The 19,773-nt window shown below is 73.0% G+C and carries 15 protein-coding genes; 4 read left to right on the forward strand and 11 right to left on the reverse strand.

Features of this window, described 5'->3' with window-relative positions:
- Positions 1–371: 371 nt before the first annotated feature.
- On the forward strand, positions 372–1,595 hold the full coding sequence (locus ABZV42_RS16555) for a helix-turn-helix domain-containing protein (RefSeq protein ID WP_355976325.1): 1,224 nt from the start codon (positions 372–374) through the stop codon (positions 1,593–1,595).
- Positions 1,596–1,721: 126 nt separating this feature from the next.
- Here the strand turns inward: ABZV42_RS16555 and ABZV42_RS16560 are convergent, their stop codons facing one another.
- The 7 genes from ABZV42_RS16560 to ABZV42_RS16590 form a co-directional block, all read right to left on the reverse strand.
- Entirely contained in the window at positions 1,722–2,501 is a 780-nt protein-coding gene (locus ABZV42_RS16560) for a D-Ala-D-Ala carboxypeptidase family metallohydrolase (protein ID WP_355976323.1), read from the reverse strand.
- Positions 2,502–2,557: 56 nt separating this feature from the next.
- On the reverse strand, positions 2,558–2,977 hold the full coding sequence (locus ABZV42_RS16565) for a hypothetical protein (RefSeq protein ID WP_355976321.1): 420 nt from the start codon (positions 2,975–2,977) through the stop codon (positions 2,558–2,560).
- 73 nt (positions 2,978–3,050) lie between these two features.
- The gene (locus tag ABZV42_RS16570; protein ID WP_356052330.1) at positions 3,051–3,443 is read right to left on the reverse strand and encodes a hypothetical protein; all 393 of its coding nucleotides are present in this window, start codon (positions 3,441–3,443) and stop codon (positions 3,051–3,053) included.
- A gap of 38 nt (positions 3,444–3,481) precedes the next feature.
- Positions 3,482–4,828 carry a GH25 family lysozyme gene (locus ABZV42_RS16575; protein WP_356052332.1) on the reverse strand — a complete coding sequence of 449 codons (1,347 nt, stop codon included), beginning with the start codon at positions 4,826–4,828 and terminating at the stop codon, positions 3,482–3,484.
- A gap of 227 nt (positions 4,829–5,055) precedes the next feature.
- A complete protein-coding gene (locus tag ABZV42_RS16580) occupies positions 5,056–5,292 on the reverse strand; it encodes a hypothetical protein (protein WP_355976316.1) in 237 nt (78 codons plus the stop codon).
- A 378-nt stretch (positions 5,293–5,670) separates the two neighbouring features.
- Positions 5,671–7,377 (reverse strand): GAF domain-containing protein, encoded by a 1,707-nt coding sequence (locus ABZV42_RS16585; protein WP_356052334.1) that lies wholly within the window; start codon positions 7,375–7,377, stop codon positions 5,671–5,673.
- A gap of 39 nt (positions 7,378–7,416) precedes the next feature.
- A complete protein-coding gene (locus ABZV42_RS16590; RefSeq protein ID WP_355976312.1) occupies positions 7,417–8,454 on the reverse strand; it encodes a rod shape-determining protein in 1,038 nt (345 codons plus the stop codon).
- Between the two features lie 444 nt (positions 8,455–8,898).
- Between ABZV42_RS16590 and ABZV42_RS16595 the strand changes: the two genes are divergently transcribed.
- The gene (locus ABZV42_RS16595) at positions 8,899–12,552 is read left to right on the forward strand and encodes a S8 family serine peptidase (protein WP_356052336.1); all 3,654 of its coding nucleotides are present in this window, start codon (positions 8,899–8,901) and stop codon (positions 12,550–12,552) included.
- A gap of 179 nt (positions 12,553–12,731) precedes the next feature.
- On the opposite strand, the gene ABZV42_RS16600 is transcribed toward ABZV42_RS16595, so the two are convergent.
- Both ABZV42_RS16600 and ABZV42_RS16605 read right to left on the reverse strand, forming a co-directional pair.
- Positions 12,732–14,123: a carboxyl transferase domain-containing protein gene (locus tag ABZV42_RS16600; protein WP_356052338.1), complete on the reverse strand. Its 1,392-nt coding sequence runs from the start codon at positions 14,121–14,123 to the stop codon at positions 12,732–12,734.
- Positions 14,116–15,654 carry an acyl-CoA synthetase gene (locus ABZV42_RS16605; RefSeq protein WP_356052340.1) on the reverse strand — a complete coding sequence of 513 codons (1,539 nt, stop codon included), beginning with the start codon at positions 15,652–15,654 and terminating at the stop codon, positions 14,116–14,118. The genes ABZV42_RS16600 and ABZV42_RS16605 overlap by 8 nt, the downstream gene beginning before the upstream one ends.
- A 388-nt stretch (positions 15,655–16,042) precedes the next feature.
- Between ABZV42_RS16605 and ABZV42_RS16610 the strand changes: the two genes are divergently transcribed.
- Positions 16,043–16,765, forward strand: a complete 723-nt coding sequence (locus ABZV42_RS16610; protein WP_355976304.1) for a toxin-antitoxin system, toxin component — start codon at positions 16,043–16,045, stop codon at positions 16,763–16,765.
- Between the two features lie 57 nt (positions 16,766–16,822).
- On the opposite strand, the gene ABZV42_RS16615 is transcribed toward ABZV42_RS16610, so the two are convergent.
- Positions 16,823–17,911, reverse strand: coding sequence for a MerR family transcriptional regulator (locus ABZV42_RS16615; protein ID WP_355976749.1), 1,089 nt, complete (start codon positions 17,909–17,911; stop codon positions 16,823–16,825).
- Positions 17,912–18,149: 238 nt separating this feature from the next.
- On the opposite strand from ABZV42_RS16615, the gene ABZV42_RS16620 reads away from it, so the two are divergent.
- Positions 18,150–19,025 (forward strand): hypothetical protein, encoded by an 876-nt coding sequence (locus ABZV42_RS16620; protein WP_356052392.1) that lies wholly within the window; start codon positions 18,150–18,152, stop codon positions 19,023–19,025.
- 46 nt (positions 19,026–19,071) lie between these two features.
- Here ABZV42_RS16620 and ABZV42_RS16625 read toward each other — a convergent pair whose 3' ends face one another.
- Complete coding sequence (locus tag ABZV42_RS16625) at positions 19,072–19,701, reverse strand: hypothetical protein (protein WP_355976302.1); 630 nt, start codon at positions 19,699–19,701, stop codon at positions 19,072–19,074.
- Positions 19,702–19,773 lie beyond the last annotated feature (72 nt).

A 19,773-nucleotide genomic window follows, 5' to 3' on the forward strand; every position in this document is an offset into this window, starting at 1 on the left:
CCCGTGAGGGGCCGTGACGCCCGGCCCGGGGTCCGAGGCGAGATCCAGGGAGTGGCAGTCGGCTGAGGCGCCGCCCAGCGACCGCGAGTGCCGATGCGGCCGGGTCACCTGGTTCGAGAAAGCCGTCGGTTCGACCATGACGGTTCGCGGACGGCCACCCTCACTCGCGCCATGGCCGCAGGCCGACCGTCCCGGGAGCGGTGTGCCGGAGTCGGGACGACACCGCTGACGCGGTCCCGGCAGCTGACACTTTTTCAAATACCGTCATTTAAGCGGTTGTTGACGATCGTATTCCGGCGCTCAAAGGGTGCGCACAGGTTTTCGCGGTGTAGCTTCTACCCGTCAGTAGAGGCTTGAGCAAGGGTGGATACGTGGCTGCCCCTTCGCAAACCGAGAAGTTCGCCGCCTGCCTTCGGGTGCTGAAGGACCGCAGTGGCCGTGGCTACGACCGGCTCGGCAAGGAGGCGGGCGTCAGCGGCTCCAGCCTGCATCGCTATTGCTCCGGCCTCAGCGTGCCGACGGACTACCGGGTGGTGCACTCCTTCGCCAAGGTGTGCGGTGCCAGTCCGGAGGAGCTCCGTGAACTGCACCGGCTGTGGGCGCTGGCGGACACCGACAGGGTCGCGCAGGCCGTGCCGCCGCCCCTCGCGACCGCCGGCACGGCCGAGACCACCCAGGACGACTCGAAACCGGAGCCGGAGCCGGAAACGAACCCGGCGTCAGCACCGGACCGGGAGCCGGAGCCCGAGCCGGAAACGGACGGTCCTGCCGTGGCCGCGCACGTGGGCCCCCGGCCGGAGGACGCCGCCCCGCCGGAGATCACCCCTGCCGGGGCCACCGAGCCGCGACGGCTCCGGGTGCCCGAGAAGCTGTCCTCCCGGTTCGCGGTGCTGGCCGCCGCGGTCGTGGCCGTGACGGGGCTCGTGGCCGGTTTCGTGTGGATGCCCGCCGACGACCAGCCGTCGGCCGACGACGGGCTGCTGTACTCCTCCGCGTGCAGGACGGTCAGCATGGGACAGCACGACGAGTGCGTGCGCGAGGTCCAGACACTGCTGGTGCGGGCCGGGGGCAGACTCGCCGTCGACGGGGACTTCGGGCCCGAGACCCTGCGCAGACTGACCGCGTTCCAGGTGCTGGTGGGCATGCCGGCCAGCAACGTCGTCGACGAGCCCACCAAGAAGGCGCTCTACGCGCACAAGGTGAGCATGGCGACCTGGTCGCCGGACAGGGTGGCGAAGCGGATCCGCGAGGTGTTCGCCGAGGATCCCCGCACCGCCGTGGCCATCGCCCGCTGCGCCTCCTTCCTCGACCCGCTGTGGGTGCTGCCCAACACCAACGGCAGCCGCAACTGGGGCGTCTTCCAGATCTCCGACGTCCGCCTGCGGGAACTCGGCGGCACCCCGCTGCGGGCGTTCGACCCGGAGTGGAACATCCAGGCGGCCCACCGGCTGTGGAGCGCCCGGCACGACTTCCACGACTGGCCCTCCTGCCAGGCGGCGCTGAAGGAAGCGCCGAAGGAAGCGCCGAAGGAAGCGGCGAAGAAGGCACCGAAGGAAGCGCCGAAGGAAGCGCCGAAGGAAGCGGCGAAGGGCTGAAGCTCCTCCGGCTCGCGGCGAAAGGCTGAAGCCCCTCCGGCTCGCGCCGAGAGGCCGAAGCACGCAAGTCCCGGGTACTTCCCCGCAGTACCCGGGACTTCCGGCTCCGGATCACCCGGGGCGGCGTCAGACCGTGCCGTCCTCCCACCACCAGTCGCGGCCGAGGTCAGCCCTGCTGTCGACGTGCTGGTGGTCGACGGTGTACGTCTCCAGGCCGGAGAATCCGCAGGTCTCCGCCTTCTGGTAGACGGTCTTGGTGGCCACGCCCGGCACATCGAGGTCGGCCGCGGTGCCGTACAGGTGCATGCTGTCGCTGGCCCCGCCTATGTCGGCGTTGTGCGCGATGCTGCGGAAGCCGGAGTTGACCGTGATCGGCTTGTCGCCCAGCTTCTTGCGCAGCGCCTCCAGCTTGTACATGCAGCGCCGGGCGTTCTCCTTCGCCTGCGTCGCGGTCACCTTGCCGCCGTTGAAGTTGCCGGTCGACTGGTCCACGAACTCACTCCAGTTGAAGTGGACCGTGGAGCCGTCCGACTGCTCCAGCGCGTTCAGCTTCGCCTGGGTGTTGGGGCCGGCCACCCCGTCGGAGCCGAGACCGTACGCCGTCTGGAACCGCTTCACGGCCGCTGCCGTGCCGGGGCCGAAATCCCCGTCGACGCCGACCCGGCTGTGGCCGGCGCTGTCGGCCGCCCAGCCCGCGACGCGGATCTGCAACTCGGTCACGTCGGCCCCGGTGTCGCCCTGCTGGAGCGTGCGCGACCACGAATAGGCCTGAGCGACACCGGAGAACAGGAGCTGGCCGAACGCGACGCCGGCGCCGACGGCCAGCGTGCCGCGCAGCATGCTGCGGCGGTCGAGGGAGCGGGCGGCGGCGCGGCGGCCGTCGGCGGAACGGAAGAAGGAAGTCATCGTCGTCCTTTCGGAACGGTGGTGCGAGAACGTGCGGAAGACGGTCGGCGGCGAGCTCAGTAGGCGAGCTGGAACGTCACGTCGTGCACGTCGGTGTCGTAGGCGTGGATGCGCAGGACGAAGTGCGTGCCGTCCTTGACGTCGGTCGCGACGGTGCCCCACTCGGTGCCGTGGGTGGTGTACGCGTTGTCGTTGTTGCACAGGCTGGTGTGGTCGACGAACACCACACAGGCATCCAGGTACGCCCCGTCCGGCGTGTTCGCGTTGAGGCGCAGGTTGATGTCACCGCACCGCGAGGACGTGGTGTAGGTGCCGTACTCCTTGGCGGCCGTCTGATAGTGGTACGTCAGGGTCTTGGCGCCGCCGTAGCAGCTCGTCGCGGCGGCCGAGGACTGGGCCGAGGCGGGCGCGACGCCCACTCCCAGCAGCGCGGCCGCGGTGAACAGAACCGAGGCGAACGCCCTGCTCCTGATCATGGTGATCTCCGTTCGGGTGCAAGTCGGAAGGGTTCGGAAGGGACCGGCAGTCGCCGGAAGGGGTCAGAAGAGGTCAGAAGGCGATCTGTATGGTCGCCGAACTGCCTTCCAGGTCAACGCCGTTGGGCACGGTGAACCTGGTGCCGTCCAGGACGTCGGTGGCGATGGTGGTCCAGCTCCGGCCGACCTTGGTCCAGCGGTTGCAGACGCCGGTCTTCTCGAACTTCACGCAGGCGACGACGTACTCCGCGTCGCCGCCGGTGATGCGCATGTTGATGTCCGTACAGCGGCTCGTGGTCCGGTACGGGCCGAAGTCGAGCACGTCCCCGTAGTGCACCGTGACCGCCCCGCCGTAGCAGCTCGTGGCGGCGGCGCCGGCCGTGGCGGCCGAGGCGGGCGCCGGAACGGTGAAGCCCAGGGTGACGAGCAGGGCGACGAGGGACGCGCGTGCGAACCGGCCGGTCATGGTGTTCCTCCTCGGTACGGCGATGGCCTTGGCCGGGATCACCGGTTGGCCAGCCGGTCCAGATCGGCCTGGGTGCCGTTGAACACGTCCCCGGTGGCCGGGGCCCGCAGGCCAGGGAAGACCGCGGCGTCGGTGTACTGCCACATCGCCCAGGTCGTCGAGCCGTTCGGCAGCGGCGGCTGGGTGATCGACTGGCGGTAGTCCGCGAGTTGCAGCGGATACCGGGCGAAGGCGGTGGTCGAACCCATGCAGTCGTCCAGGAAGGACTTCTGGGTGTAGATCATCGGGACCCGGCCGAACGCGGATTCCACCCGGTCGAGCCAGGCCTTGGCGTCGGCCGGCGTGCCATAGGTGGGACAGCGCCCGCTGCCGTCGTCCATGCGCTCCAGGTCGAAGATCGGCGGCAGATCGCCCGGGCGCTGCCCGGTGTAGCCGGTCGCCCGCACGGCGGCGATGAACCGGTCGGCCTGCGCGGCGCCCGTGTCGGCCGCCGTACCGGTGTAGAAGTGGTACGGCGCCACGGCCAGCCCCGCAGCCCTGGCCCCCTGGAGGTCGCTGGTGAGGTATTCGTCGGTGACGTTCAGGCCCCGGGTGGCCTTGACGGTCGCGAACTCGGCCCCCGAGGCGCGTACGGCCTTCCAGTCGATCGGCGCGCCGCCGGGGTGCTGGTACTTGGCCGTGTCCAGGCCGTCGATCGGATGGCCGGCGGGGTGGGGCGGCTCGCAGTACGCGTTACGGCCGGACCAGTCCACGAGCTTGGCCCAGGTGTTCGGGCCGACCGTGCCGTCGGCGCTGAGGTTGGCACAGTGCTGGAGCTCGACGACCCGGTCCTCGGTGCCGCCCCCGAAATCGCCGTCGACGGTCAGCGGCGGATAGTGGAACGGCGCCATGGCCAGGTTCAGCCGGCACTGAACCTCCTTGACCTCGTCGCCCTTCGCGCCGTTCTTCAGGGTCGGGCGCGTGTCGGTGTGGCCGCACACGGTCGCCTGCGCCGTGCCCGCCGTGCCCTGGGTCGTGCAGGTGTGCGGCTGCGCGGCCCAGGAGTTCAGGGCCGTCCAGGTCTGCGGGCCGAGCACACCGTCCGCGCCCAGCCCGGCGCACCGCTGGAACTCCTTGACCCGCGTCTCCGTCGCCGAGCCGAACGTGCCGTCCGCGGCGATCGGGGTGTAGCGGCTCGGCTTCGTCGCCAGGTCGAGCTCGCACTGCGCCTCGACCGTCGCGTCCCCCGTCGACCCCTGTTGCAGCGTGGGCTGCGCGCTCGTGTGCCCGCAGACGGCGACCGCGGCGGCCGCGGACCCCGTCGCCTGCGCCGCCACGGGCCCGTACAGGGGCAGGACCGCTGCCACGGCGAGGGTCAGACCCCGCAGAAGCGTCCTCTTTCCCATCTGGTGTTCCCCCTCTGGTCGGTGACCGGGAACCCTCGGCCGCCGCCATGCTGGCAGCGCCCGGCCCACAGCGGAGCCTCCTGGTCCGCCTCGGGACGCCGGGACAGTCCCACGCCCCTGACCTGCACGAACGCGTCACCGCTGGGATGGGCTTGGGACACCGGGCCGGTGCCGGAACCCGCCGAGGTCGGGCGCCTTGCGGTGTCCCGGCTCCCGGGGGTGGAGGATCAGGTGCCCGCGGCCCGCTTCTCGGCGAGGAACTCCACCAGTTGCCCGGGCACGAGGTGCCCGGCTTCCGGCTCCTCCCACTGGACGGGGTGGATGCCGTGGTCCGTGAGCCCCCGAACGAACTCCTCGGGCAGCCTGTCGCCCTCGACCAGACGGAGATCCAGGAGGGCCTTCCGCGTCGAGGGGTCCAGCGCTTCCCACCACTGCGTGACGCGGGCGTCGTGTGTGCTGTTCATGCGTCCCAGGTGAACACGGCCTGACCCGGGAGGGAGGGACCGCGGGCGGGCGCGTTGCCGTCCCGCGCGAGGGCCGGTGCCCGAACATCCTGCTCGGAGGGTAGGAGAGGCGCATCCGTGGGCACCATGCGTCTATGCGCGTCGACGAGGACGCCGGTCTCATCAGTCATGAGGAGGGGTCATGAACCGTCAGATCCGGATTCGCGTCAACCGTCGGCCCTCCGCTCCGCGCGAGACGCCGATCGACCGCAGGACGCCGTCGGGGCGTCTACTGCCGTACTGACCCGCCCGTACGCGAAGCAGCACGGCCCGCCGGGCGGATACCCGGCGGGCCGTGGCATGTCCGGACGGCGCGGTCGGTTCGTCGGTTCCGGGCCGCTACAGCGGTGACTGCCAGGTGACGTTCGTGCCGTCGGCACCCGGGCCGACACCGGTCACGCTCCCGTCGCCGGAGCGGCCGTCGGTGCCTGTGCCTGTGCCTGTGCCTGTGCCTGTGCCTGTGGTGTCCGTGTGCTCGGAGGAGTCGTCCGGGGCGCCGTCGTCGTGGACGGTCAGCCGGACGCGGGGGCGGCCGTCCGGCAGAGCCTGCGTCACGTCGACCGCGACCTCGATCCGCGACACCCCGGAGCGTCGCGAGGCGGCGGCCAGCGCGCGCCGCAGCACGGCGAGCAGCCGGCCCGCCACGGGGGCGGTGATCCGGTTCTCCACCGGTCCCGTGAACCGGGTGGACGGCTGGACGCCGAGGACCGCGGCCGCGCCCGCCGTCTCGCGCAGCACCTTGCCGCGGAACGTGGTGGGGGCGTCGGCGGGCGGCTGCTGGAGCGCGAAGATCGCGGTGCGCACCTCCTGGACCGTGGCCTCGAGCTCGTCGACCGCCCGGCCGAGGGCAGCCGACACCTCCTCGGTCTCGCCGTCGTCCTCGTCGCCGTCTCCGCGGGCGGCGTTCCTGCGCTGCGTCGACTCCAGCATCATGCCGGTCGCGAAGAGACGCTGTACGACCAGATCGTGCAGGTCACGGGCGATGCGGTCCCGGTCCTCGTACACCGCGAGGAGTTCACGGCTGTGCCGGGCGTCGGCGAGGACCAGGGCGAGCGCGGCCTGCGAGGCGAACTGGACGGCCAGCAGGCGTTCGACCTCCGTGTACGGGCGGCCGCCCCGCCCGCGCGGCAGGGCCAGTGTCCCGATGAGGCGGCCCTCCGTCTGGAGCGGCAGCATCATGCTCGGCCCGAACCGGGACCGTACATGGGTCGTCATCCGTGGGTCGGTCGCCGAGTCCTCGATGAACACCGGTTCCCCGCCCAGGAGTTGATCGAGCACGGGACTGCCGGGTGCGATGGTGGTGCCCACGATGCCGGCGGGGTCCTCGGGAGTGGAGGCGACCACGATCTCCATGCCGCCCTCGTCCGTGGGCTCGAGGATGATCCCCGCCGAGGCTCCCGCGAGGATCCTGGCGCGCTCGGCCACCGTCGCCAGCGCGTCGGCGCCGGTTCCGCCGCTGAGCAGAGTGGTGGTGACGGCGGCGGCGCCCTCGATCCAGCGCTCCCGCTGCCGGGCCGTCTCGTACAGCCGGGCGTTGGCGATCGCGATACCGGCCTGCGTCGCGAGCAGACGAACCAGTTGTTCGTCCTCGTGGGTCACGGGCCCGGTGGACTTGTCCGCGAGATAGAGATTGCCGAACACCTCGTCGTCGACCCGGATGGGAACGTCCAGACAGATGTCGGGTTCGGGGGAGCCGTCCGGTTCGGGGGAGCCGTCCGGTTCGGGGGAGGCTGGAGTACCGGGAGACCCTCGATCCTCCGGCGTGGGGGAGCGGGTGGGCTCGGGGGAGGCTGAAGTGCCGGGAGACCCCCGATCCTCCGGCGCGGGGGCGGCACCTGGCGCGGGCGGTGTGCGCGGTCGCGCCGTACGGATCCGTACCAGCCCGTCCTGTCCCGGGTCCCGCATCCCCAGCGCCGCGTACCGCGCCCCGGTCAGCTCGGCGGCCGCGTCCACGATCCGCTGGAGCGTCGCGCGCAGTTCGAGTTCGGTGCCGACGCTGAGGACCGCCTCGAGAAGGGGCGGGAGGCCGGGCACGGGGTCGGTCATCCGAGGCCCTCGGACACCGGTTCGCCGGCTGCCGGTTCGTCAGTTGGCCAGCGGGTTCAGGATCATCGGCTCGATCTTGCCCTCCAGCATGTAGCCGAGGCCCTGAACGGCACACACATCGGGCCGCTCGGCGATGTGGACCGGCACACCGGTCGCCTGCCGGAGCATCTGGTCGAGCCCGGGAAGCAGCGCGCTGCCGCCGACCATCATGATCCCGCGGTCGGCGACGTCGGCCACCAGATCGGGCGGGCAGGACCGCAGCACCTTGCCGACCCCGTCCAGCACGGCGGTGAGCGGTGTCTCGATCGCCATGCGCACGGCGGCGGTGTCGACCTTCACGGAACGCGCCAGCCCCGTCGCCACGTCCCGCCCGTGGATCTCGGTCAGGGTCGGCCCGTGCGGGCTCAGACCGTTCCCGGAGAGGGCGAGTTGCAGCGGCCGTACGGCCTGACTCGGCAGCATCAGCTCGTGCTGGTGACGCAGGTGCTGCACGATCGCGTGGTCGACGGCCTCACCCCCGACCGGGATGCGCTCGGCGGTGACGATCGAGCCCAGCGACAGCACGGCGAGCTGGGTCGCGGCGGCCCCGCACACCATGATCATGGTGGCCTCGGGCCGCTCGACGGGCAGTCCGCAGCCGACCGCCGCCGCGATCAGCGTGTCGACGAGCTCCACCCGCCGCGCCCCGAGACCGACCAGCGTCTCGATCGTGGCCCGCTGCGCCAGCGGGTCCGCGTCGTGCGGGGTGCACGCCGCCGCCCGCAGCCGGGGCTTGCGGCGCAGCGTCCGCCGGACCTTGTCGCCCAGCAGATTGCGCAGCATCCGCTGCGCCATGTCGATGTCCACGACGGTGCCGCCGGACACCGGGCGCACCACCCGGATGTAGTCGGGCGTACGGCCCGTCATCTTCTCCGCGAACTCCCCGACCGCGATCAGCGCGCCCGTCTTCGTGTTGATCGCCGCGACGCTCGGCTGATCGACGACCAGGCCCGCGCCCCGCACCCATACACGGGTCCGCGCCGCGCCCAGGTCGACGGCGAAGTGACAGCGGCGCAGCTGCTCCAGACTGGCGGTCATGGCAGGCCCTCCCGAGGCGCAGACCGTGGGGCTCCGCCGGGCGGCGGTCCTCTTCGAACATCGTGCGCGCGGTACGCGTCGGGCGCCCCTTTTGGACGGCCGGGCGAGGTGCCGCCGGACGGGTGGCGGCGCGGGCGAGCGCCCGGACCGGCGGTGAGTCCGGCCCCTGGCCCGGCCCCGGCGGCGCCGGGCCGCGGGCTTCCGTCGCGGAACACCCGAGGCGCGGGGCGGGTGTCGGGGAAGCGACAGCGTTGACCCGCGGGGCAGTTGGAGCTGTCCCGCTTGCCGCGGCTCGTACCGGCATGTCCTGGCGGGAAACCGCCAGGGCGCCTTCCCGCCAGGTTCCGTCGGCGTCCCGGCCGCACGGGCCCCCCGAGACTCTTCGCAGGCACCGGGCGCCACCCCCTGCCCGGCGCGCGCACGGCCGACGAAGAGAGGCCATGAATGACCAGAGGACCACTGAGACGTCCGGCGGCGCTGCTGTCGGCCGGGCTCGTGCTCGCCCTGCTGCCGGCAGGGCGGGCGGGCGCGCTCGCCACCGCAGGCACCGCGCACACCGCGTCCACCGGCACTCCGGCGTCGGCGAGGGCCGCCGGCACCGCGTCCACCGTCACCCTCGTGACCGGCGACAAGGTGACCGTCACCGACATCGGCCGCGGGAAGAAGACCGTGTCCGTCGTACGCCCCCGGGGGGCCACCGGAGCCGTGCGCACCCAGGTCGCCGACGGCACCGTCACCGTCGTACCGGACGAGGCGCTGCCGTATCTGCGGGCCGGCACCCTCGACCGGCGGCTGTTCGACGTGAGCGAGCTGATACGGCAGGGGCTCACCGACCGGCAGACGGCTGAGCTCCCGCTGATCGTGACGTACGACCCGAAGGCGCGCACGGTCACCCCGGGCGGCGCCGAACGCACGCGCTCGCTGCCGAGCATCCGCGGCGCGGCCGTCGACGCGGACAAGGGCCGGACCTTCTGGAAGGCGATGACCCGGCAGCTGACCGGCAGGGCGGGGATCGGCAAGGTCTGGCTCGACGGGCGCGTCAAGGCCGACATGGCCGAGAGCAACGCGCAGATCGGTACGCCGAAGGCCTGGGAGGCCGGGCTCACCGGCAAGGGCGTGACCGTCGCCGTGCTCGACACCGGCGTCGACACGAGCCACCCCGACCTGGCCGGCCGGGTCACGCAGACCAGGAGCTTCATCGACGGGGAGGAGGTCGCCGACCGCAACGGTCACGGCACGCACACCACCTCCACCGTCGGCGGCAGCGGCGCCGCCTCCGACGGCAAGGAGCAGGGCGTGGCGCCCGAGGCCACGCTCGCCGTCGGCAAGGTGCTCAGCGACCAGGGCTCGGGCAGCGAGTCGCAGATCATCGCCGGCATGGAGTGGGCGGCGCGGGACGTGCACGCCAAGGTCATATCGATGAGCCTCGGTTCGACCGAGCCGAGCGACGGCACCGACCCCATGGCGGTGGCCGTCGACACCCTCTCGAAGGAGACCGGCGCCCTCTTCGTCGTCGCCGCGGGCAACACCGGCGCCCCCTCCTCCATCGGCTCGCCCGGCGCCGCCGACTCCGCCCTGACCGTCGGCGCGGTCGACTCCGCCGACGAGGCCGCGTACTTCACCAGCGCGGGACCGCGCCACGGTGACAACGCGCTCAAGCCCGACCTCTCCGCGCCGGGCGTCGACATCCTCGCCGCCCGGTCCCAACTCGTCGACGGCAGCGGCTACTACACGTCGATGAGCGGCACGTCGATGGCGACACCGCACGTCGCGGGCGTGGCCGCGCTGCTCGCCCAGGAACACCCCGACTGGACGGGCGCCCGGCTCAAGGACGCGCTGATGTCGACGTCCAGGCAACTCGACGCCTCCGTCTACGAGCTGGGCGCGGGCCGGGTGAGTGTTCCGGACGCGATCGGCGCGAGGATCACCGCCACGGGCAGCGCCGACCTCGGCTTCCTCAGCTGGCCCTACGAGGACGACAAGCCCGTCATCAGGACGATCACCTACACCAACTCCTCCGACGCGGCGGTGGAGTTGACCCTCGCCGCGGAGGGGGCCGGCGAGGGTGTCGCCACCCTCGCCGACACCACGCTCACGGTGCCCGCGCACGGCACCGCGTCCACCACACTCACCGGCGACGGCTCGAACGCGCCGGTGGGCCAGACCTCGGGGCGGATCGTGGCGTCGGTGGACGGAACGCCCGTCGCCCACACCGCGTTCGGGCTGGTCAAGGAGGAGGAGCGGTACACGCTCACCGTCCATGTGAAGGACCGGGACGGCGCCCCGACCGCGGCCGACCTCGTCGTGCAGCAGCTCGCCAAGGACGTCGACGCCTACCCGGCGGCCGTCGGCGACTCCGGCACCCTGAAGCTGCGGCTCGGGCCGGGCACGTACAGCCTGACGTCGTTCCTCGACGTGCGCGGCGCTCACGGCGCCGACTCGCTCGGGCTCGGCTTCCTCGCCGCACCCCAGATCGCACTCGACCGGGACCGCGAAGTCACCCTGGACGGGCGGAAGTTGCGGGAGATCGGCGCGAAGGTCGGCCGGCGCACCGAGACCCGGCAGCTGCTCATGGAGTACGACCGGAACGCGGGCGGCTCCGACCTGTTCGGCGCGGTCCAGGTACCCGTCAAGTACGACAGCGTCTTCGCCGCGCCCACCCGGAAGGTCACCGAGGGCACCTTCGACTACCGGACCGTATGGCGGCTCGGGAAGCCGCTCCTCGAGGTCGCGGGCGTGAAGGAGGCGCTCTTCCAGCCGGGCGCCACCCTGATCGAGGGCCGCGGCAGGCTACCGCTGGTCGATGTCGGCGACGGGCCGTTCACCGGGGTGAGCGGCAAGGCCGTCCTCGCCCGGCTCACCGACGGCGTCGATCCGGCCGCGCTCGCCCAGGCCGCCCAGGACGCGGGCGCCAAGGCCCTGTTCGTCACCGACGACAAGCCGGGGCGCCTCAACGCCTGGTTCGGCACGGACGACTACGAGAACCGGCCGCTCCAGATCGCCACCGTCGACGCGGCGGACGCCGCACGGCTGCGCGCCAGCCGGTCCGTCGACATGACCGGCACGCTCAACTCGCCCTACATGTACGACCTTTCGCACGGCTACCGGGGTGCCGTCCCGGACCGGAGTCTCACCTACGCGCCCGACCGCGGTGAACTGGCCGTCCTCGACACGAGATTCCACGCCGTGAAGCCCGTCCAGGGCAGCGAGTTCCGCTACTCGGTCGCCGACCCCTTCCCCATCGGTATCGGATTCCAGGAGCGGATCGACTATCCCGCCGAACGGACCGACTACGTCTCCACCGGCACCGGACAGACCTGGATGGAGTCCGTGAACGTCGGGACGGGCGCGCTGGAGGAACGCAGCGGTCTGGTCGCCTACCGGGGCGGCAGCCACGCGACCCTGAACTGGTTCAAGCCCGTCTGGCACCCCTGGCTCGGCACCGGACTCGGCTGGGGCCAGCAACGCGCGGGCAACCAGATCCAGTTCAACACCCCCGGCTGGGGCGACTCCGGGCCGGACCACACCGGTTTCGGCGACGTGTGGAGCGACGAGACCGGGATGACGCAGGCCACCGAGGTCTACCAGGACGGCGTCCTCGTCTACGACGGGAAGAGCTCCGCCGGATACGTCTGGGACGCGCCCGCCGACGAGCACACCTACAAGGTCGTCACCGACACCACCCTCGATCCGGCACGCTGGAAGCTCTCCACGAAGGGCCACAGCGAGTGGACCGTCCGGTCGGCGGCCACTCCCGAGGACCACTTCACCTTCCTCCCGCTCATCAACCTCGGCTACGACCTCGACACCGACCTCGCGGGCGACGTGCGCGGCCGCAAGGTCCCGGTGAGCGTCTACGCCGAGTACGTGAAGGGCGCTCCTGACACCGGCACCATCGGCGGCGGAAGGCTGGAGGTGTCCTACGACGACGGGGCGACCTGGAAGGCCGTCCCGCTCACCGACGGCGGGAAGGTCCGCTGGAAGGGCACGCTGGACGTGCCGCGCGATGCCCAGTTCGTGTCGCTGCGGGCCTCCGCCCATGACGACCGGGGCGGCACCGTCGGCCAGGAGATCATCCGGGCGGCGGGCGTGCGGTGACCGCGACGGCCGGGCGGCGGACTCCCCGGGGGAGAGCCCGCCGCCCGGCACGTCACGGTGAACGGGAGCCTGTCGCCCGGCACGTCACCGTGAACGGGCAGCCCGCCGCCCGGCACGGTCCTCCGAGCAGGCGGCCGTCGGGCCCTCTTGGGAGGGAGGGTCCGGCGGCCGCCGTCCGTTCAGCCTCCGGGGCGGTGCGGCGAGATGCCCCGGATCACTCCCAGATCGAGCAGGTCCTGCGGCCGGACACGGAGTTGGTCCGCCGTCGCCCGGACCTCGCCGGCGGGCCGCTTGAGAATCGCGGCCGCCGACTCCGGCGCGATGACGGAGAAGTAACTGTCCGGCGTGGCCCAGGTGTTGCCGGGAGCGGCCAGCGCCAGCGCACCGCCCGAGCCGCCCTCACCGATCACCAGCGTGGTGATGGGCGTCCGGGCGGTGGCGACCGCCGCGAACAGGTCCGCGATCGCCGCTCCGGCCCCCTGCCGCTCGGCCGCCGCGTCGTTCGCGGCGCCCGGGGTGTCCACCAGCGTCAGCACCGGGATACCGAGCCGGCCCGCCATCCGGACCAGCCGGGCCGCCGTGCGGTAACCGGCGGGACGCGTCGGGGTACCGCGCTGGGCCGCGTACGCGACGGTCCGCCCGTCGCGCGCTCGGCCGAAGCCGCACAGCACGCCGTCGTCGGTGTCACCGCAGCGGTCCCCGCCGATCGCCGCCCTGCGGGTGAAATAGGCATCCAAGTAGGCCTCCGCGCGCGACCGTTCGGCGTCCCTGGCCCGCTGCACGGCCTCCCAGCCCGTCGCGGGAAGGTCGGTCGTCCCGCCCAGCGCGGCCGGGACGGGCGCCGGTCCGGCCGCGGGCCGGGTGAGCAGGTCCAGCCACAGGGCGAGCGCCTCCCGCAGCCCGTCCTTCGGTACGAGCGCGTCGACCGAGCCCGCCGCGAGCTGCGCCTCGGCCGTGTACGCGGCCGGGTCCGCGTCGGGCGGACGCACTCGGGAGCCCGCGAAGGCGACCTGGGCGCCGGGCAGCGCGAGGGTCACATCGGCACCCGCCCCGAGCGTGGCCCACCCGCCGCCCGTCGTCGGGTCGCGCAGGACCGCGACCTGCGCGAGTCCGGCCTCCCTGGTGAGCGCCGACTGCCGTGCCACCCGCTGGAGTTGGGTCAGCGCGAGCATGCCCTCCTGCATCCGGCTGCCGCCGGTGGCGACGAGCGAGACGACCGGCAGCCGGTGTGTCCGGGCGTAGTCGTAGGCGGTCTCCAGACGGTCACCGGTGCGTTCGCCGAGGGAACCGCCGAGGAAGCCGAACTCGAAGGCGACGAGGACGGCGGTGACCGGACCGAGCGGAGCCCTGCCGTCGATCGTGGTGCCGAAACTCGCCGTCCCGAAGGTCGCGGTGCCGCAGACGACGGACTCCTGCTCGCCGGTGCGGGCCGCCGCGCGCGCCCGCGAATCGCCGTAGCCCTTCCAGGAGAGCGGACCGTCGGGAGGGAACTCCGCCTCGGGGCAGGGGAGTTCGGCGAAGCTGTCGGTGACGAGGGCGATGGCCTCGCGGGCCGAGATCCGTTCAGTCACGCGGCAGCTCCCGCTTCAGGATCTTGCCCATGTCGTTGCGGGGCAGGGCCTCCAGAAAGCGCACGGTGCGGGGCCGTTTGTGCGGGGCCAGACGGCGGGCCACATGGTCGGCCAGCTCCTCGGCGGACGGCGGCGCCTCGGGGGCGAGCGGGACGATCCAGGCCGCGACGCGCTCACCGAGGTCGGCGTCGGGCTCCCCGGCGACGGCGGCCTCGCGCACCCCGGGGTGTTCGAGGAGCGCGTTCTCGATCTCACCCGCGCCGATCTTGTAGCCGCCGCTCTTGATCAGGTCGGTGGCCTTGCGGCCGACGATACGGACCGAGCCGTCGGGGTCGAGGACGGCCATGTCGCCCGTGCGGAACCAGCCGTCGGCGGTGTACGCGGCGGCGGTGGCGTCGGGCCGGTTCAGGTACTCGGTGAAGAGGTTCGGCCCGCGCACCTGGATCTCGCCGACGCTCTCGCCGTCGTACGTCCCGGCCGGGGTGCCGTCGGCCTCGTACCAGGCGATCGTCGTCCCGTCCTCCTCGACGAGCCGCAGACCGACGCCCGGCAGTGGCACACCGACCGTGCCGGGGCGGACCTCCCCGTCCGCCCGTACGCTCGTGTTCATCAGGGTCTCCGTCATGCCGTACCGCTCGACGACCCCGCGTCCGGTCGCGGCCCTGATCCGGTCGTGGTCGTGCAGGGGCAGCGCGGCGGAGCCCGACACGAGCAGCCGTGCCCGGCCCAGCGCCCCGGCGAGCCCGGGATCCGTGCCGAGCGTCTCGGCGAGCCGGTGGTACATGGTCGGCACCCCGAACAGCATGGTCGCGCCGGTGTCCAGCTCCCGTGCCACGCCCTCGGCGCTGAACCGGCCCAGATGCCGGACCGATCCGCCGCGCCGCAACGGGCCCAGGATGCCGATGATCAGCCCGTGCACATGGAACAGGGGCAGGCCGTGCACCAGCACGTCGTCACCGGTCCACTGCCAGGCGTCGGCCAGGGCGTCCAGGGTCGCGGCGATCGCCCGGCGCGGGATGACCGCGCCCTTGGGCGGACCGGTGGTGCCGGAGGTGTAGACGACCAGGGCGGGTGCGGCCGGGTCGGAGACCGCGCCGGAGGCCTCGGGGGAGAAGGCGGGCGTGGCCGAACCGGGTGCCCCCGCGCCGCCGGACGCCTCGGTGTCCGCCTCCGCCTCGACCACGACGTCGACGCGGTCGAGCGCCGCGAGCGGGGCGGGAAGCAGGTCCCCCCGGGCCGCGAGCACCAGCGACGGCGCGCTGTCTCCCACGATGTGGCCGAGTTCCGTCTCCCCCGACTTCGGGTTCAGCGGCACGGCCGGCACCCCTGCGAGCAGCGCGGCGACCACGCCGACGGCCGTCTCCAGGGTCGGCGTCGCCCAGACGGCGACCCTCCCGGCACCGTCGAGCCGTGCGGCCAGCGCTCCCGCGCGGGCGGCCAGTTCCGCGTACGTCAGGGACCGGTCGCCGAAGCGCACCGCGGACCGGTCCGTGACCGAACCGCCCACCAGGGCCGGGAAGAGGGAGAACACGAGGACTCCTTGCCGAGAGGACTTCACCGGGAGGGACAGGCTCTTCCTACACGATCAGGATCGCGGACCGGGCGGTCGCCCGCCCGATCGCGCCGGGGACGTGGAGGGTGAGCGCAGGCGCCGTAAGGATCGTTCGGAAACCGGGAACGATCGTCAGGGAACCGTGGCGTGGACGGACCCGGACACGTAATGTCGGGCTCGCGTCACAACTTGATGAGTCAACTGCCGGGAGACCTTTGGTGAGTCAGTCCCCGCCGCACCTTCCCGAGACACTCGTACGCCCCGTCCCCGTCCGGGGGCGTGCGCGGGGCCCGTACGACGCGTGTCTCGCGAAGAGCGGGAGGCGGCCTTCCCCCCAGCACGTCCTGGACGGTGGGGAGACACGGCGATGACGACGAAGCCGGCCGGTTCCGTCGGAAGGCTCATGGCGGCCCTGCGTCCGCGAGGCACCCGCTCCGAGATGCGGGCGCTGGCTGTGGAGCTCGGCCGGGTACTGCGGAGAAGGATCGATACGCCCGTCGACATGAGGGAGCTGGCCGAGGCCCTCTGCGCCGAGGTGGGCAGGCGACGGGGCGGCCGTCCGGTCCAGCTCCGCTTCGAGCGCTTCCCGGACGAGATCGAAGTCACCGGTCTGTGGATGGAGTTCAGCGACTTCGACCTCGTCGTCGTCGAGGAGCGTGCCGAGACGGTGCAGCAACTCGTCATTCTCGGGCACGAGTTGTGGCACATGAAGGAAGGCCACCGCGACCACCACGTGGACGGCGCCACGGCCGTCGCACGGGCGGCCCTCTCGGACCGTTCCGGCTGGAGCGAGCCCGGACCGCGGGCGCCGTTCCGGCAGGAGGTCGCCCGTTCCGTCGCCGCCCGTGACGGATCACGTCAGGCGGACGAGGCCCGGGCCGAGGCCTTCGGCCTGCAACTGGCGAGCGTCTTCCGCTCCTGGGTGACCGGCCCCGGCGACAGCACCGCCGTCGACCCGGTCGGCCGCGCCATCGAGACCTCCCTCGGCTACCGCAGGCCCCAGGACCGGCCCGCGTCGCGCCCGGGACCGGCCGCGGCGACCGGGAGCGGCCCGCGCGGCGCCGGGACCGCTCGCGGGCCGAAGGGCTGATCGAAGGCCCGCCGCCGAAAGGCCGGCCCGCGGGCCGGAGTACTGATGCGGGACTCTTTAGGCGAACCGGAGTCCGGCGGGGCGGGACACCTCGACCACGTCCGCGACCACGCAGCTGACGTTGTCCGGTCCGCCGGCGTCGTTCGCCGCCCCGACCAGGGCCCGGACGGCCCCGTCGGGATCGGGCGCCGAGGTGAGGAGCCGCTCGATCCCCTCGTCCGGCACGACGCCGGAGAGCCCGTCCGAGCAGAGCAGGTAGCGGTCGCCCGGCCGGACGTCATGGAGCCGCAGATCGGGCACGGAAGCGGCCGCGCCCAGCGCCCTGAGCAGGATGGCACGCTGCGGATGCGTGGCCGCCTCCTCCGGGGTGAGACGGCCCTCGTCGATCATCGACTGGACCACCGTGTGGTCGTGGGTGATCCGGAACAGCCCGCCGTCGCGGAGCACATAGGCCCGTGAGTCCCCGATGTGGACGAGCGCGAGCTGGGAGCCGGTCCACACCAGGGCCGTGAGGGTGCTGCCGGTGCCGTCCAGGTCCGGGCCCGCGGCGGCGGGCACCAGGTCCGCCACGGCCTGCGCGGCGCCCTCCACCGCGTCCTCCAGCAGGTTGAGCAGGCCACCGGCCGACAGCGGCTCATCGTCGAGGAACGTCAGGGCCCGTACCGCGGCAGTGCTGGCGGGTGCCCCGTCGGGTCCGCAGCCGTCGGCGACCGCGAGGACGCGGGCACCCGCGTGGACGCTGTCCTGGTTCGCCTCACGGACCAGACCGGTGTCGGAGAGGGCGGAGTAGCGGAGTTCCAGCATGCTGGTGTCCTTCCCTGGGGACGGTGACAGATGGTCCACGAGGAACGCCGCCAGATCCCGGCGGGCGGCCGTCTCGGCCTCGACCCCGGCCCAGTACGCGCCGATCTCCCGCGCGGCCGGCCCCGGTTCGAGGGCGCACACCCGCCGGATCCGGGCGAGCGGCATGCCGAGCCGCCGCAGCCACGCCACCAGCCTGGCCCGTTCGAGCTGGTCCGCCGCGTAGTAGCGGTATCCGGTCCCGGGGTCGACCCGGGCGGGCCGCAGCAGCTCCAGCTCGTCGTAGAGCCGCAGCGCCTTGGGCGACAGCCGGGAGGCCTTCGCGAAGGCCCCGATCGTCAGCATGTCCACGCGTCCACCCCGTCGTTCCCGTGTCCTGGCCGCACCTGGTCCTGGCCCTGGTTCCTCGTCGCGTCACCGATGCTGGGCCCTGCCCCTTGGTGAAGGTCAAGTGTGGCCCGGCCCGGGAGAGCGGGGGTTGTTAGCCTGCGGCGGGGTTGTCCCGGGACGGCGTACCGATGGGGTGCGCCCGACGCAGTGCGCCGATGCCGTGCACCGGTGCCGTACGAGGTTGGAGTCCGCAGTGGCCCGTATCGCGCTCGTCACCTACGACCCGGGCGAGGAGCCCGGCGCGGACCGGGATCTGCCCGTGCTGAGGGCGGCCCTGGAGGACGCCGGGGCGGTGGCGGACATCGTGCACTGGGACGATCCCGCGATCGACTGGGCCGGGTTCGACCTGGCGCTGATCCGGTCGACCTGGGACTACAGCCGGCGCGTGCCGGAGTTCGTGGCCTGGGCGGAGCGGTGCGCCGGGCTCACACGGCTGATGAATCCGGCGCCTGTCGTGCGCTGGAACACGGACAAGCGGTATCTCGGGGAGCTCGCGGAGGCGGGGGTGCCGGTCGTGCCGACCCGGTATGTCGCGCCGGGGGACCACGTCGAACTGCCCGGCGATCACGAGTTCGTGGTGAAGCCCACGGCGGGGGCCGGGGCGCGCTACGCCGCCCGGTACACGCCCGCGGAGCGGGAGACGGCCCTCGGGCAGCTCGCGCGGATGCACGCCGAGGGGCTGACCGCGATGGTCCAGCCGTATGTGAGGGACATCGACACCCGGGGCGAGCGGGCGCTCCAGTTCTTCGGCGGACAGCTGCTGCACGCCAGCCGCAAGGGTGCGGTGCTGGAGCCGGGGACGCCCTACGACGGGGACAAGACGCCCCATCCGCGACTGGAGGTCTGGGAGCCCACCGGGGCCGAACTGGCCGTTGCCGAAAAGGCGTTGGCGGCCGTGCCGGGCGGTGCGGAGAGCGTGCTCTACGCCCGGGTCGACCTCGTCGACGGCGACGACGGCGGGCCCCGGCTGATGGAGCTCGAACTCGTGGAGCCGAACCTCTTCCTGTGGCTCCACCCCGGGTCGCTGCCCGTCGTCGTGGACCGGATCATCGGGGCCGCGGCCCGCTGAGGGCCGGCCCGGAGCCCGCCGGGCCTGTCCTCGGTCCCCTCCGCCGCTACCGGCCGGGACTCCCGGGGGGTTCCGGTACGGGGCCCTTGACCCCCACCCGTTGCAGCAGTCCCCAGGTGAACTCCGCCGCGCACGCGTGCGGCACTCCCGAAGCGTCGGGCGCCGTGAACGCCAGACCCCACCGGGTCGGGGCGGTGCCCTCCAGGGGCCGGGCGGGGGCGAAGGCGCGGGCCACCTCGTCGACCGTGCAGCACCAGGGGGCCAGATCCTCCAGGGTCTCCAGCGCCGGGGCGGGGGCGCCCGGGGCCCGTACCAGCCATTCGTTCCAGGCGACACCGTTCGGGGCGAGCAGGACCTCGAAGCGCAGATCGGGCCACAGGGGCACAGGCCATTGCAGGGCCTCGCAGGTCAGATCGCCGATCCGGCGCTCGCGCGCGGACTCCGGGGCGCCGAGGACCGAGCGGTAGCGCGAGGCGGCGGACCGTGCGCGCGGCACGCGCAGCATCGCCTGCCAGCGACGGTTGGCCTCGCGCATGTCCGCGATGGACACCCCCAGTACGTGGCGGGCGTCCTCGACCGGACCGGGGTTGTGGTCGGCCATGCGGCGCAGCAGGACCAGCTGGAAGTCGAGCGGCGTGAAGGGGGCGGAGGGGCGTTCGGCCGGCATGGGCTCCATGGTCCCGCACCGGGGCCTCGCCGGGCGGGCGCCGCCGACGAGGCCGTGACCCGGCCGCCGTGCGGGGTGTCC

This window comes from Streptomyces sp. NPDC005281 (genome assembly GCF_040607495.1).
Lineage (GTDB): Bacteria > Actinomycetota > Actinomycetes > Streptomycetales > Streptomycetaceae > Streptomyces.

Bases quoted from the DNA above. Each gene is read 5' to 3' on its own strand.
- ABZV42_RS16560 (WP_355976323.1), bottom strand. From the start codon at position 2,501: ATGACTTCCTTCTTCCGTTCCGCCGACGGCCGCCGCGCCGCCGCCCGC.
- ABZV42_RS16565 (WP_355976321.1), bottom strand. From the start codon at position 2,977: ATGATCAGGAGCAGGGCGTTCGCCTCGGTTCTGTTCACCGCGGCCGCG.
- ABZV42_RS16570 (WP_356052330.1), bottom strand. From the start codon at position 3,443: ATGACCGGCCGGTTCGCACGCGCGTCCCTCGTCGCCCTGCTCGTCACC.
- ABZV42_RS16575 (WP_356052332.1), bottom strand. From the start codon at position 4,828: ATGGGAAAGAGGACGCTTCTGCGGGGTCTGACCCTCGCCGTGGCAGCG.
- ABZV42_RS16580 (WP_355976316.1), bottom strand. From the start codon at position 5,292: ATGAACAGCACACACGACGCCCGCGTCACGCAGTGGTGGGAAGCGCTG.
- ABZV42_RS16585 (WP_356052334.1), bottom strand. From the start codon at position 7,377: ATGACCGACCCCGTGCCCGGCCTCCCGCCCCTTCTCGAGGCGGTCCTC.
- ABZV42_RS16590 (WP_355976312.1), bottom strand. From the start codon at position 8,454: ATGACCGCCAGTCTGGAGCAGCTGCGCCGCTGTCACTTCGCCGTCGAC.
- ABZV42_RS16595 (WP_356052336.1), top strand. From the start codon at position 8,899: ATGACCAGAGGACCACTGAGACGTCCGGCGGCGCTGCTGTCGGCCGGG.
- ABZV42_RS16610 (WP_355976304.1), top strand. From the start codon at position 16,043: ATGACGACGAAGCCGGCCGGTTCCGTCGGAAGGCTCATGGCGGCCCTG.
- ABZV42_RS16615 (WP_355976749.1), bottom strand. From the start codon at position 17,911: ATGCTGACGATCGGGGCCTTCGCGAAGGCCTCCCGGCTGTCGCCCAAG.
- ABZV42_RS16625 (WP_355976302.1), bottom strand. From the start codon at position 19,701: ATGGAGCCCATGCCGGCCGAACGCCCCTCCGCCCCCTTCACGCCGCTC.